15 protein-coding genes and 1 pseudogene are annotated in these 13,462 nt (G+C 69.3%); 12 read left to right on the top strand and 4 right to left on the bottom strand.

Annotated elements, in window-relative coordinates:
• Window positions 1–280: 280 nt before the first annotated feature.
• The 5 genes and pseudogenes from Q0480_RS14560 to Q0480_RS14540 all read left to right on the top strand — a co-directional run bounded on the left by Q0480_RS14560 (window position 281) and on the right by Q0480_RS14540 (window position 2,995).
• The gene (locus Q0480_RS14560) at window positions 281–1,063 is read left to right on the top strand and encodes a ThuA domain-containing protein (RefSeq protein ID WP_299134003.1); all 783 of its coding nucleotides are present in this window, start codon (window positions 281–283) and stop codon (window positions 1,061–1,063) included.
• On the top strand, window positions 1,060–2,118 hold the full coding sequence (locus tag Q0480_RS14555) for a Gfo/Idh/MocA family oxidoreductase (protein ID WP_299134001.1): 1,059 nt from the start codon (window positions 1,060–1,062) through the stop codon (window positions 2,116–2,118). The genes Q0480_RS14560 and Q0480_RS14555 overlap by 4 nt, the downstream gene beginning before the upstream one ends.
• Window positions 2,119–2,175: 57 nt before the next feature.
• Window positions 2,176–2,314 (top strand): annotated as a pseudogene (locus tag Q0480_RS14550) (IS481 family transposase); the annotation flags it as partial.
• A gap of 93 nt (window positions 2,315–2,407) precedes the next feature.
• A complete protein-coding gene (locus Q0480_RS14545; RefSeq protein WP_299134005.1) occupies window positions 2,408–2,662 on the top strand; it encodes a Txe/YoeB family addiction module toxin in 255 nt (84 codons plus the stop codon).
• Window positions 2,663–2,779: 117 nt separating this feature from the next.
• Entirely contained in the window at window positions 2,780–2,995 is a 216-nt protein-coding gene (locus Q0480_RS14540) for a hypothetical protein (protein ID WP_299133999.1), read from the top strand.
• A 239-nt stretch (window positions 2,996–3,234) separates the two neighbouring features.
• On the opposite strand, the gene Q0480_RS14535 is transcribed toward Q0480_RS14540, so the two are convergent.
• From Q0480_RS14535 to Q0480_RS14520, 4 genes are all read right to left on the bottom strand, one after another.
• Window positions 3,235–3,408, bottom strand: a complete 174-nt coding sequence (locus tag Q0480_RS14535) for a hypothetical protein (RefSeq protein WP_299133997.1) — start codon at window positions 3,406–3,408, stop codon at window positions 3,235–3,237.
• 159 nt (window positions 3,409–3,567) lie between these two features.
• Window positions 3,568–5,742, bottom strand: coding sequence for a sialate O-acetylesterase (locus Q0480_RS14530; RefSeq protein ID WP_299133994.1), 2,175 nt, complete (start codon window positions 5,740–5,742; stop codon window positions 3,568–3,570).
• Window positions 5,743–6,034: 292 nt separating this feature from the next.
• On the bottom strand, window positions 6,035–7,684 hold the full coding sequence (groL, locus tag Q0480_RS14525) for a chaperonin GroEL (protein ID WP_299133993.1): 1,650 nt from the start codon (window positions 7,682–7,684) through the stop codon (window positions 6,035–6,037).
• Between the two features lie 44 nt (window positions 7,685–7,728).
• On the bottom strand, window positions 7,729–8,043 hold the full coding sequence (locus tag Q0480_RS14520; protein WP_299133991.1) for a co-chaperone GroES: 315 nt from the start codon (window positions 8,041–8,043) through the stop codon (window positions 7,729–7,731).
• 233 nt (window positions 8,044–8,276) lie between these two features.
• On the opposite strand from Q0480_RS14520, the gene Q0480_RS14515 reads away from it, so the two are divergent.
• From Q0480_RS14515 to Q0480_RS14485, 7 genes are all read left to right on the top strand, one after another.
• A complete protein-coding gene (locus Q0480_RS14515; protein ID WP_299133989.1) occupies window positions 8,277–9,155 on the top strand; it encodes a TIGR01459 family HAD-type hydrolase in 879 nt (292 codons plus the stop codon).
• Between the two features lie 131 nt (window positions 9,156–9,286).
• Entirely contained in the window at window positions 9,287–9,742 is a 456-nt protein-coding gene (locus Q0480_RS14510) for a MaoC family dehydratase (RefSeq protein WP_299133987.1), read from the top strand.
• 35 nt (window positions 9,743–9,777) lie between these two features.
• Complete coding sequence (locus tag Q0480_RS14505; protein ID WP_299133986.1) at window positions 9,778–10,728, top strand: bifunctional riboflavin kinase/FAD synthetase; 951 nt, start codon at window positions 9,778–9,780, stop codon at window positions 10,726–10,728.
• 4 nt (window positions 10,729–10,732) lie between these two features.
• Entirely contained in the window at window positions 10,733–11,317 is a 585-nt protein-coding gene (locus Q0480_RS14500) for a GNAT family N-acetyltransferase (RefSeq protein ID WP_299133984.1), read from the top strand.
• Window positions 11,314–11,820: a GNAT family N-acetyltransferase gene (locus Q0480_RS14495; RefSeq protein ID WP_299133983.1), complete on the top strand. Its 507-nt coding sequence runs from the start codon at window positions 11,314–11,316 to the stop codon at window positions 11,818–11,820. The genes Q0480_RS14500 and Q0480_RS14495 overlap by 4 nt, the downstream gene beginning before the upstream one ends.
• A complete protein-coding gene (locus Q0480_RS14490; RefSeq protein ID WP_299133982.1) occupies window positions 11,817–12,308 on the top strand; it encodes a YcgN family cysteine cluster protein in 492 nt (163 codons plus the stop codon). The genes Q0480_RS14495 and Q0480_RS14490 overlap by 4 nt, the downstream gene beginning before the upstream one ends.
• Window positions 12,308–13,360, top strand: a complete 1,053-nt coding sequence (locus Q0480_RS14485; RefSeq protein ID WP_299133981.1) for a low specificity L-threonine aldolase — start codon at window positions 12,308–12,310, stop codon at window positions 13,358–13,360. Before Q0480_RS14490 ends, Q0480_RS14485 begins: the two co-directional genes overlap by 1 nt.
• The last annotated feature ends 102 nt before the right edge of the window (window positions 13,361–13,462 follow it).

Genomic DNA, 13,462 nt, shown 5'->3' with positions numbered 1-13,462 from the left:
CTCCGGGCGCGCGGACCGCGGGCGCGCCACTGGCGCCCCCTGAGATCGGTCCGCGGAAACATCTCGATCCGAACCAACCAAGCGGCAATCGTATGAAGGGCACGCAGCCCCGATCACCGACCCGAGCCGCGGCGCTTGCGCGGCGTTCCGCGCCCCCGCGGGCCAACCACGGCGCCCGTCCCGCCCGGCGGCGGAATTCACAAAGCTTGTACCGCCCCGTCAACCCCGCCACTCTCCCACCGATCGCGCGTGGGAGAGGCGCGGCCTGGAGGAGACACCCATGATCCGCGCCGTTGTCTGGAACGAATTCGTTCACGAGCGGGAGAACGCCACCGTCCGCGGCATCTATCCCGACGGCATTCACGCCACGATCGCCGCCGCGCTTGGCACCGCCGAGGGGATCGAGGCCTCTACCGCCACCCTCGACCAGCCGGAGAACGGCCTGCCGGCGGAGCGGCTGAGGGAGACCGACGTGCTGCTCTGGTGGGGCCACAAGGCGCATGGCGCGGTGGAGGATGCCACCGTCGATCGCGTCGTCCGGCGGGTGCACGAGGGCATGGGCCTCATCGTCCTGCATTCGGCGCATTTCTCGAAACCCTTCATCCGTCTCATGGGCACCCCCTGCGGCCTGCGCTGGCGCGAGGCGGGCGAGCGCGAGCGGCTGTGGTCGGTCAACCGGTCGCACCCGATCCTCGCCGGCCTCGGCGACCGGATCGAGTTGCCCAACGAGGAGATGTACGGCGAGCCCTTCCTGGTGCCCGAACCGATGGAAACCGTGCTCATCAGCTGGTTCGAGGGTGGCGAGGTGTTCCGTTCGGGCATGACATGGACCCGCGGCGCCGGGCGGATCTTCTACTTCCGCCCCGGGCACGAGACCTATCCCACCTATCATGACCCGACGGTGCAGGCGCTGCTCCGCAACGCCGTCCATTGGGCGCGCAATCCCGCCCCGGCCTGGGTCGGCGTGCACGAGGCACCGAACGTGCCGGTCGAAGCCGCGCCGGAGAAGATCACCGCCAGGGGCCCGTCGCTGCACAAGGCGGGCGAGGAGGGCTACCGGTGAGCGGCGGGCAGCGGCTCCTGATGCTCGGCACCGGCGCGATGGCCCGCGCGCACGCCGAGCGGTTCGTGCTCCTTCCCGGCTGCGAGATCGTCGCCGCGGTCGATGCGAACCCTGAGCGCGCCCGCGAATTCGCCGAGACCTTCCACCTGCCGAACGCCTTCGGCGCGCTCTCGGACGCGCTCGCCTGGGGCGCGTTCGACGCCTGCGTCAACGCCACCCCGGACGGCGCGCACAAGGACACGACACTGGCACTCGTCGCCGCCGGCAAGCCCGTCCTCTGCGAGAAGCCGCTGGCGGTCACCTATCCGGACGCGCTCGCCATGACCGAGGCGGCGGAGGCGGCGGGCCTCGTCAATATGGTGAACCTCACCTACCGCAACGCCGCCGCCTTGCAGACCGCGCGGCGGATGGTCGAGGCGGGCGAGATCGGCACAGTGCGGCATGCGCAGGCGAGCTACCTGCAGAGCTGGCTGACCGGGCGGCACTGGGGCGACTGGCGGACCGAGGAGCGATGGCTCTGGCGGCTCTCGTCGCAGCATGGCTCCAGGGGCGTGCTCGGCGATATCGGCGTGCATATCCTCGATTTCGTGACCTACGGCGCCGGGCTCGACATCGTCTCCCTGAGCGCCCGGATGCGGACCTTCGACAAGGCCGAGGGCGGGATGATCGGCGTCTACCAGCTCGACGTGAACGACAGTGTCGCGATCGCCGCCGAATTCTCGAACGGCGCGCTCGGCGTGATCCACATGAGCCGCTATGCGACCGGCAAGGCGAACGAGCTCGATCTGATGATCCACGGCGACAGGGGCGCGCTCAAGGTCTGGGCCGACGCGCACGGATCGAGCCTCGAGGTCTGCCTCGGCCCCGACATCGAGACCCAGACCTGGAAGCCGATGGACTGCCCGCCGACGCCGCGCAACGAGCAGCGCTTCCTGATCGCGCTGCTCAGCGGCGAGAACGGCGAGCCGACCTTCCGCCGCGCGGCCGAGATGCAGAAGCTGATCGATCTCTGCTTTGTCTCCGACGCCGAGAGCCGGATGGTGACGACCATCTAGATGTTTGGTCCCGGGCTTTGATGGCGCGGTCTTTTCACCTGAATGGAAGGATGCGCCATGGGCCAGGTTCATCACGGGAGCGCCACGACGACGGCGGCGGTCCGTCGAGCGATACAGCATGGTCAAGAGAGCCTGAGGTCGCTGGCCAAGCGCTGCGCGACGGTTCGGCATTTCGATCTCGTCGGTCATCCGGTGGGACGCCCGGCGTCGCGCGACGGCGAGCTTCGCGCCGAAGGCGCAGGGCGGCGACACGCGGTCGCAACGCATCGAGGCGCGGCACGCTGAGGTGATGGCTGCCTTCGAGGCGGTGCGGGACCAGGGTCTCGAGGAGCTCCGCGCACGGCTGGCGGAGCGCGGCCTCGCGATCTCGACCTCCGAGATCCGCGAATGCCCGCGCCACCCCATCGAGGGCATCGGCAAGCCCGAGCCGCTCAAGGGCGATCTCGCCGGCTTCTGGTCACGGCGCATCGACCGTAAGCACCGGCTCGTCTACCGCGCGACGCCCGGGCCGATCGAGATCGTCCAGTGTCGCTACCACTATTGACCGACGCCGCTCCCAATTCGCGCGCCGCGTCGCAATAATAGTGCGCGTTTCCACCGGCTCCGGTGCTACCATCCAATCACGTTTTGATTCATCTGACGATTTTACGGAGCACTTCCCATGCGCAAGATTTGCATCGCCGCCTGCGCGGCCCTCCTGCTCGGCGCGTCCGGCTGCGCCCAGCAACCGGCGCCGACGGAATCGGCCCCCGCCGATCAGAACGGGACCCGCTTCGAGGTCACGCCCGGGGTTGCCGTGGCCACCGGCGCCACCGTCTTCCTCGCCCTCGTGATCACCGCGGTCGTCGCCTGCGGCATTGCCTGCGCCGACGGATAACGCCTATCGAGGCCAGACGACGGGATCGCGCGGCGGTCAGGATCCTGCCGGAAAATCGGGCGCGGACCGCCCCGGTTCCATTGGCGGCGCGACCGCGGAACCCAGGACGTAAGGTGAGGCATTCACCGAGAACAGCCGCCGCGCGCCGCGGCGTTCGGAACGCACTGAACTCTTGGGGGGGTACCGCTTACAACTCACAGAGAAAATTCGGCCCCGGACAGGTCCGGGAACCCGGCGCCTCAGGCGGCGCGGGGCTCGCGCGCGCCTTCGTTCACCAAAGCTCCGATGGCGCGCACTATGCGCGACGACATCGCTTCGATCTCGGTCGCGGGAAGGTCGGCGAAATGGCGGAACGTCCCCAGTTCCTCTTCAATCGCCACGCGGATGCGCTCCGCCTTGTCCTGCTCGATCATCTTGACTCCTGCCCTCTGGCGTGGGACCTCGCTCGCTCCAAGCTATTCGCAAGCGCAGCAATTTTCAAGCGCGTTTTCGTTCACATTCGCGCGTATCGGGTTCAGGCGAGCATCAACGCTCAATTTCGACGCATCCAGCCGGCCGTGGCGCGCTCGCGATCACGCCAGCCAGAATGCCGCGCCGAGCCGCGCCAGCGCGCCGCGCAGGGCAAGGACCTCCGCTCCACTCAACCCATCGGCGACACCGGCGACCTGCAGATGCCGGCCGGAAGTCGAGCCGCTGATCGGGGCGAACATGTAGAGGGCGTTCGCCGACGGCGCCGCGCTCGCCACCGCGTCGGTGCCGAGGCTGGTCCCCTCCGGCCCATAGAAGGTGGTGACCGCCGCCGCCGTTCGCGAAGCGCAGCGAAAGCCCGCCAGGCTGGTGATCGCCGTCTTGGTCTGGTTGCCCGCCGCGTTCAGCCGGCACTGCAGATTGCCGACGTCGTTCTGGCGCAGCCGGACCGAGAGGTCCGACCCCTGGATGTCGAAGGCGCTGCTCGATCCGCCGGTCATGCCGAAGTCGGGGCACCAGAGAAACAGGGCGAGGCTGTCGCGCGCGCCCGTCGCCGGACTGAAATGCATGTCGAGCCCGCGGCCGCTGCCGCCGCCCGTGGTCCAGCCGGACCCGGCGACCCAGGTCACGGAGCCGGTGGTGCCGACCTGGGTCAGCGCCGTCGTCTGGTCCCTGAGGTCGACCGAGGCCGCGACCGCGTCGCTCAGCCCGCCGACATAGAGCCGCCGCGTCTTCGTCCACCAGCTCGCCGTCCTGGCCCCGGCATAGAAGGCATCGAGCGCCTCGATCCGGGCGGTGTCCATCGCCCCGCCCGCCAGCGCCGCGACCCGCGCGAGAAAGGCCACCGTCTCCGGCTCGCGGGTCTGGACCGCGCCGGCCGTCGTGACGCTCCAGTTGGCCGACACGCCGCCGACCGTGACCGTCACGCTCGCCGATCCGCCCGCCTGCCCCGCCGCCATGGTCCGCAGCTGAAGTTTCTGGAACGGATGGATCGTCCCGGCGGCGGCGGTCCAGTCCAGCCAGTCGGTATCGTCGGGGTTGCGAACCCGGTATTCGCCGCCCGTGATCGAGACCGGGGAATTGCCGCCGATCCCCGCGATCGCCACGGTGTCGGACATCACCCGCGCTCCGGCCACCGCTCCGGTCTGGCTGGCGAAGACGAGGTTGCTCGGATCCTGGTCCGCGATCGGCCCATAGGTGGTCGGATAGGTTCCCGACCACCAGGCATGGGCCCGCAGCCCCTTGCCCTCGGCCCAGGCCGCGCCCGGATGCAGCTCGGAGAAATTTCCCGGGATGAAATCGAGACTGACGATCCCGAGGCCCGAGGCCACCGCCGCCCGTTCCTGCGCCTCGCGCACCCTGAAGGTCCGGGCGTAGGTCTTCTGCGCCAGCTCCCCCGAATAGGGCCGGATCCGCTCGATCACCAGGGCGCCCGTCGAAATCCGCGCCCGATAGGCGGCGAGGAAGGCGTCGAAATTCGCGCGGTAGCCGTTCGAACCCGCGTCCGTCTCGGTGTCGCTCTCGCCCTGGTTCAGAAGGGTCAGCGTCTCGAAGGCGACGCCCGCCGCCGCCAGCGCCGCCTTGGCGCCCGTCACCTGTGCCTCGAGTTGCGCGAAACGGCCCCCCGCGCCCATCGTCGGCGTCCAGGAATTCGCCCCGCCGGCCGCCATGGTCGAGCCGTTGACCGCTTCCTTCACCACATGGACCGCGCGGCCGGGCGACGTCTGGTTCACCTGATAGATGAATTCCGCCTCCGAGCCCCAGGCCCCCGCCGCGCCCTTGCCGTCGGAATTCCCGCCGGCCGAATAGGGGGCGAAGCCCGTGCCCTCGATCCACATGCTCGCATTGCTCAGCGACAGGTACTTCGCCGGCGCGTTCGCGGCGCTGGTACTCGCCGCGCGCGCGTTCGACTGACCCGCGACGATCAGCAGGATGGCCGGCAGCGGGGCCGCCAGCACCCGCCGCGCCTCGCTCGTCCGGCTGGCCGTGCCAACCCCGTTGGCAATCGTCACCGCGCAACTGAGCATCGCGCCCTCGTCGGCGGCCACCGGCGCATAGCTCGCCGCCGTCGCTCCCGCGATCGGGACGCCGTTCCGCAGCCAGACACAGGCGACGCCGGTCCGCGGATGCCCGGTCCAGGCGACGGCGACGCTCACCGCCTGACCCACCCTGGGCTCCGCCGTGCTCAGCGTCACCGCGGCGATGACCGGCGCCGCCGGCGGGACCGCTCCGGCCCGTCGCCGGGCGATCGTATCAAGGCTGAGTCCAAGCGTGAACATCGTCTGGTCCTTCGGAATGGCCCGTTCCGGAGGAGGACGAAATGACCCGCGCCGTTACGTGGCTCCGGGTCTGTCGAGAAAGGCGATCCCGAAGGCGCGCCGCCGGGAAACGTGAATGGCCGACCGACGCGGCGGATCGACGCGCCATCCCGCCAGGCGCGGGACGGGCAAAGCTCTAGCACCGGTTGGTAAAGATTTGCCGAATTCGCCCCATTCCAAAACCCCACCCCAAAACGAAGACGGGGGGCACGCGGCCCCCCGTTTCCAGACAGCAGCCGATAGCGGCGGCTGATTACATCATGCCGTCCATGCCGCCCATGCCGCCCATGCCGCCGCCCATGCCGCCGCCGGCGGCCTTCGGCTCCGGCTTCTCGGCGATCATGGCCTCGGTGGTGATGAGCAGGCCGGCGACCGAAGCCGCGTCCTGCAGCGCGGTGCGCACGACCTTGGCCGGGTCGATCACGCCGAACTTGAACATGTCGCCATATTCCTCGGTCTGCGCGTTGAACCCGAAGGCCGGGTCGCTCGACTCGATCACCTTGCCCGCGACGACCGAACCGTCGACGCCGGCGTTCTCGGCGATCTGCCGCAGCGGCGCCTGCAGCGCGCGGCGGACGATGTTGATGCCGGCGCTCTGGTCGGAATTGTCACCGGTCACGCCGTCGAGCTTCTTCGAGGCCTGAACCAGCGCCACGCCGCCACCGACGACGATGCCTTCCTGAACGGCCGCGCGGGTCGCGTTCAGCGCGTCGTCGACACGGTCCTTGCGCTCCTTCACTTCGACTTCCGAAGCGCCGCCGACACGGATGATCGCAACACCGCCGGCCAGCTTCGCCAGACGCTCCTGCAGCTTCTCCTTGTCGTAGTCCGAGGTGGTTTCCTCGATCTGCGCGCGGATCTGGCCGACGCGGGCCTCGATCTCGGCCTTTTCGCCGTGACCGTCGACGATCGTGGTCTCGTCCTTGGTGATCGAGACGCGACGCGAGCGGCCGAGCATGTCGAGGCCGACATTCTCCAGCTTCATGCCGAGGTCGTCCGAGATCACCTGGCCGCCGGTCAGGACCGCGATGTCCTGCAGCATGGCCTTGCGACGGTCACCGAAGCCCGGCGCCTTGACGGCGGCGATCTTCAATCCACCGCGCAGCTTGTTGACGACCAGCGTGGCAAGCGCCTCGCCATCGACATCCTCGGCGATGATGAGCAGCGGCTTGCCCGACTGGATCACCGCCTCGAGCAGCGGAACCATCGGCTGCAGCGACGAGAGCTTCTTCTCGTGCAGCAGGATCAGTGCGTCGTCGAGATCGGCGACCATCTTGTCGGCGTTGGTGATGAAGTAGGGGCTGAGGTAGCCGCGGTCGAACTGCATGCCCTCGACGACCTCGGTCTCGGTCTCGAAGCCCTTGTTCTCCTCGACGGTGATCACACCCTCGTTGCCGACCTTCTGCATCGCGTCGGCGATCTGCCGGCCGATCTCGGCCTCGCCATTGGCCGAGATGGTGCCGACCTGGGCGACTTCCTCGGAGCCCGAGACGGTGCGGGACTGCGTCTTGATGTTCTCGACGACGACGGCGACGGCCTTCTCGATGCCGCGCTTCAGGTCCATCGGGTTCATGCCGGCCGCGACCGACTTCATGCCTTCCTTGACGATGGCCTGGGCCAGAACCGTCGCGGTGGTGGTGCCGTCGCCGGCCTCGTCATTGGTGCGGCTCGCGACTTCGCGGACCATCTGCGCGCCCATGTTCTCGAACTTGTCTTCCAGTTCGATTTCCTTGGCGACGGTGACGCCGTCCTTGGTGATGCGCGGCGCGCCGAAGGACTTGTCGAGGATGACGTTGCGGCCCTTCGGACCCAGCGTCACCTTCACGGCGTCGGCCAGGATATCGACGCCCTTCAACATGCGGTTGCGGGCGTCGGTGCTGAATTTTACTGTCTTGGCAGCCATTCAGGCGGCTCCTTCAAAAAATGTGCGGGATGGGAAAAAGGCGATCAGGCGGCCTTCGCGGCGCTCGCACCCGGGACGATGATCCCGAGGATATCGCTTTCCTTCATGATCAGCAGGTCTTCGCCGTCGATCTTGACCTCGGTGCCCGACCACTTGCCGAACAGGATCCGGTCGCCCGGCTTCACGACCGGCGCGATCAGTTCGCCGGAATCCTTGCGGGCGCCCTCGCCCACGGAGATGACTTCACCCTCGGACGGCTTTTCCTTGGCGGTGTCGGGAATGATCAGGCCGCCCTTGGTCTTTTCCTCGCCTTCGATGCGGCGGACGAGCACGCGATCGTGCAGGGGAGTGAATTTCATCGGGATCGCTCCTTAAAATGCGTTCCAACCTTGCGGTGGCTTCGAGATCGTTAGCACCCGCCACCCGTGAGTGCTAATGCGCGGCTTAGATATTGAGGCCACCCGGAGCTGTCAAGGGACGCCCGGGAGAAGAACCATCTCCCCGCGCGCTCCCCGGCGACATCGAAATTCCACCGGTTTGCCACGCCGGGCCGGATCGGCTAGGCGTCGGCTCGCAGCAACGCGAGGCGGAAATGACCCGGACCATCCAGACGCTCGACGACATCGGTGTTCGCTACGAAGTGCTTTTCTGCGATCTCTGGGGTTGTCTGCATGACGGGGTGAAGGCTTTCCCCGCCGCCGTCGCCGCGCTGGAACGCTACCGCTCCCGGGGCGGCAAGGTCGTGCTCCTGACCAATTCGCCGCGCCCGGCCGCGCAGGTCGCCGCGCAGCTCGACGCCATGGGCGCGCCCCGCGATTGCTACGACCTCATCGTCTCCTCGGGCGACGCGGCCCAGATCGCCCTCGCCCGCGGCTTCTTCGGCCGCCGCGTCTATCATATCGGGCCCGCCCGCGACCTGCCGTTTTTCGCAGATGCGAACGGCAAGCCCTTCGACATCGAGCGCGTGCCGCTGGAGGAGGCCGAGGGCATCGTCTGCACCGGCCTCGTCGATGACCTGACCGAAACGCCGGACGACTATCGCGCCGTCATCCTCTATGGCGCCACCAAGGGCCTGAAGCTCCTCTGTGCCAATCCCGACATCGTCGTCGACATGGGCGACAAGCGCGTCTATTGCGCCGGCGCGATCGCAAAAGCCTATACGCAAGCGGGCGGCGAGAGCTTCTATTTCGGCAAGCCCTATCCGCCAATCTATGCGCTGGCGCGCGAAAAACTGTCCGTCGGACAGCCCGACGACATTCGCTCGGACGACATCCTCTGTATCGGCGACGGCATCCGGACCGACATCGAGGGTGCGATGGGCGAGAGCCTCGACGCCGTTTTCGTCACCGGCGGCCTCGCGGCGGAGGAGACCGCCACCACACCCTCCGCCGGCCCCGATCCGGCCCGCCTCGCCAGCTACCTCGCCAAGGCCCGCATGTCCCCACTCTATGCCATGGCCTATCTCCGTTAACGAGAGCGCAACTAAATTACAACTTTGGTCTCGGATCGTGGTATTTATTGCCCGCGCATGTTGCGCCCGGCGACGAATTCGCGTATGCATGTTGCGTTGCGGCGCAACGCCGGTGCTCGGGAAGGCCAGAGATGTTGGACATGCGTGCGCACGACCTGCCGATCGGGACGATCTGCATCGAGGATATCGAGATCGGCATGGTCCGCTCGCTGTCGAAGACCATAAGCGACCGCGAAATCGCCCTCTTCGCCGAGATCTCCAGCGATCACAATCCGGTGCATCTCGATGACGACTATGCCCGCGACACGATCTTCGAGGGCCGCATCGTCCATGGCATGCTGACCGCCGCGCTGATTTCCGCCGTGATCGGCCAGCAGTTGCCCGGCCACGGCACGGTCTATCTCGGCCAGAATCTGAAGTTCATGGCGCCTGTCCGCCCCGGCGACCGCGTGGTGGCCACGGTCTCGGTCACCGCCATCGACCATGGGCGGCGGCGCGTCACTCTTGATTGCGCCTGCCGCGTGGGTGATACGGTCGTGCTGAAGGGCGAGGCGCTAGTCCTGGCGCCGAGCCGCAAGTTCGACTGACGGAAGGGGGGCCGGGCGCGACCCCGAAAGGGTCCATGCGACGGCATACCGACACTGACGCCCTGGCGCTGGCGGATCGCGGCGCCGCGGTCGCCATCGGCAATTTCGACGGCATTCATCTCGGGCATCAGTCGGTGCTGGCGCTGGCGCGCGCCGCGGCGGTCGAGAAAGGCGTGCCCTTCGGCGTCGTCACCTTCGAGCCGCATCCGCGCGCCTTCTTCGCCCCCGACGCGCCGGCCTTCCGGCTGATGAACGCCGAGGCCCGCGCCCACCGCCTCGCCAAGCTCGGGGTCGAGCAGCTCTACGAGCTGCGCTTCGATGCCCGCCTCGCCGGGCTGGACGCGGAGAGCTTCGCGCGCGACGTGCTCGCCGGCGCCCTTGGCATCCGCCATCTCGTCGCCGGCGCCGATTTCCGCTTCGGCAAGGGCCGCGCCGGCGACGTCGAGATGCTGCGCCGTCTCGGCCCCGGCCTCGGCTTCGGCATGACCGTCGCTCCGCTCGTCTGCGACGACGCCGGCGACTTCTCCTCGTCCGCGATCCGCGCCGCGCTGGCCGAGGGGCGACCGGAGGACGCCACCCGCGTCCTCGGCCACTGGCATCGGATCGAGGGCACCGTCCAGCATGGCGACAAGCGCGGGCGCGACCTCGGCTTTCCCACCGCCAACCTCTGGCTCGACGGCCTGCATCTGCCGCGCTTCGGCGTCTATGCGACGATCGTCGATGTGCTGACCGGTCCCCACAAGGGCCGCCACGCCGGCGCGGCGTCGCTCGGCGTGCGCCCGACCTTCGGCGGCACCCGACCCAATCTCGAGATCCATCTGCTCGATTTCTCCGGCGATCTCTATGGCGCCGAAATCTCGGTCGCCCTCGTCGCCTTCCAGCGCCCGGAGCTGCGCTTCGACGGTGTCGCGCCGCTCGTCGCCCAGATGCGCGCCGACGTCGCCGAGACCCGCCGCCTGCTCGCCGCGGTCGACCGCGATGACTGACCGGATGACCGCCACGCTGGCCGGCCCGACGCCCCCCGGCCCGACAATCGAGACCGAACGCCTCCTCCTCCGCCCCTGGCTGCCGCGCGACCGCGCGCCCTTCGCCGCGCTCAACGCCGATCCGGAGGTGATGACCCACTTCCCCGCCCCGCTCACCCGCGCCGAGAGCGACGCGCTCATCGCCCGGCTGATCGAGCGGAGCACGCGCGACGGCTTCGGCTTCTCGGCGGTGGAGCGCAGGACCGACGGCGCCTTCCTCGGCATGGTCGGCCTCACCCGCGTCGGTTTCGCGCCGCTCGCGCCCGCCGTCGAGGTCGGCTGGCGCCTCGCCCGCGCCCACTGGGGCCAGGGCTACGCCACCGAGGCGGCCGCCGGCTGGCTCGACCACGGCTTCGGTGCGCTCGATCTGCCCGAAATCGTGGCGATGACGGTTCCGGCGAACGCGCCGTCGCAGGCCGTCATGGTCCGCCTCGGCATGGTCCGCGACCCCGCCCGCGACTTCGACCATCCCCATATCCCCGAGGGCCACCGGCTCCGCCCGCATCTCGTCTTCACCATCGACCGCGCGACCTGGACGACTTGGCCATGACCGCCGCGCCCGAGATCCGTACCGCCCGCCTCCTCCTCCGCCCCTGGCGCGACGCCGACCGCGCGGCCTACGCCATGCTGAACGCCGAGGCCGGCATCCCGCGCTCCGACAGCGACGACCTGATCGACTGTTTCAACGCCTGCCGGGCCGAGGACGGCGTCTCCTACGCCGCCGTCGAACGCGCCGCCGACGGCGCCTTTCTCGGAATGGCCGGCCTGGCACTCCGCCGCTTCGACGCGCCGGACCAGCCCGCCTGCGAAATCGGCTGGGCGATCCTCCGCGCCCACCGCGGCCAGGGCTACGCCGCCGAGGCCGCGCGCGGCTGGCTCGCCCACGCCTTCGGCCCGCTCGCCCTGCCCGAGGTCACCGCCCTCGTCGCCCCGGCCAACGCCGGCTCCCGCGCCCTCGCCCTCCGCCTCGGCTTCGTCGAGGCGCCACCCCTGCCCGGCCGCCCGGACATCGTCTACCGGCTGACCCAAGCGACCGCGAGCGCGCTTCCATGACGCGCCGCCCGACGCACCGGCCCGAGCCGATCGACCGCGACGACCTCCGCCCCGAATTCTGGCGCCGCTTCCCGCTGGAGGAGTTGCCGCGCAACGAGTGGGAGGCCTTGTGCGACGGCTGCGGCAAATGCTGCCTGATCAAGCTTGAGGATGAGGAGACCGATCGCGTCGCCTATACCAGCGTCGCCTGCCGCCTGCTCGATCTCGGCACCTGCCGTTGCGGCAACTATCCGCTCCGCCGCCAACTGGTCCCGGGCTGCGTGACGATCGACGAGGACAACCTCGGACGCATCATCGACTGGATGCCCCGCACCTGCGCCTATCGCCTGATCCACGACGGCCACGACCTCTATCCGTGGCATCCGCTGATCTCGGGCGATCCCGAAAGCGTGCATGCCGCCGGCATCTCGCTCCGCGGCCGCATGGTCGCGGAATACGATGTCGCCGAAGACGATTGGCAAGACTTCATCATCGAGGACCAGAGCTGATGTGGTTCACCTCCGACAACGCCGGCCCGGCCGCGCCTGAAATCCTCGCCGCCATCGCCGCGATGAACACCGGCCACGAACAGAGCTACGGCGCGGACGCCGCCATGGCGCGCGTCACCGCCCGCGTCCGCGAGATCTTCGAGGCGCCGGAGGCCGCGGTCTATCTCGTCGCCACCGGCACGGCGGCGAACGCGCTTTCCCTCGCCTGCCTCTGCCCGCCCTGGGCCACGGTCTATTGCCATTCCCACGCCCACGTGGCCGAGGACGAATGCGCCGCGCCGGAATTCTACTCCGGCGGCGCGAAGCTCACCCTCGTCGCGGGCGATCACGGGCGGATGGCCCCCGCCGCCCTCGCCGCCGCGATCGACGCCTCCGCCGGCGCGGGCGTGCATAATGTCCAGCCGGGCGCGCTCAGCCTCACCAACGCCACCGAGGCCGGCACCGTCTATTCCCCCGCCGACCTCGCCGCCCTGACCGCCATCGCCCGCGCCCGCGGGCTCGCCACCCATCTCGACGGCGCGCGCTTTGCCAACGCCCTCGCCCATCTCGGCTGCTCCCCGGCGGATCTCTCCTGGAAGGCCGGCGTCGATATCCTCTGCCTCGGCGGCACCAAGAACGGCCTTCTCGGCGTCGAGGCGGTGATCCTGTTCGACCCCGCGCGCGCCTGGGAGTTCGAGCTTCGCCGCAAGCGCGGCGGCCATCTCTTCTCCAAGCATCGCTATCTCTCGGCGCAGATCGAGGCCTATCTCGCGGACGACCTCTGGCTCCGCCTCGCGCGGACCGCCAATGCCCGCGCCGCGCGTCTGTCCCAAGGCATCGCCGCCCTGCCCGGCGCGCATCTCGCGCACCCGACCGAAGCCAACGCGGTCTTCGCCGCCTGGCCGCGGTCCGGCCACCGCGCCGCCGAGGCCGCCGGCGCGCTCTACTATCTCTGGCCCGGCGCCCAGACGATCGACGGCCCCGACGACACCCCCGTCACCGCGCGCCTCGTCTGCGGCTGGTCCACCACGGAAGCCGAGATCGACGCCTTCCTCACCACCATCCGCCCCTGACCACCGCTCCCCGGGCGACGGGGCCTGTCACCATGGGCGCGCCCTTGCCTCCACGATCTCGACCGTCGGCGAGATCGTGACGGTCATGCCCTGCCGGGGGCA

It is taken from the genome of uncultured Amaricoccus sp. (assembly GCF_937891315.1).
Taxonomy (GTDB): Bacteria; Pseudomonadota; Alphaproteobacteria; order Rhodobacterales; family Rhodobacteraceae; genus Amaricoccus.
This window is presented reverse-complemented; position numbering and strand designations above follow the sequence as displayed.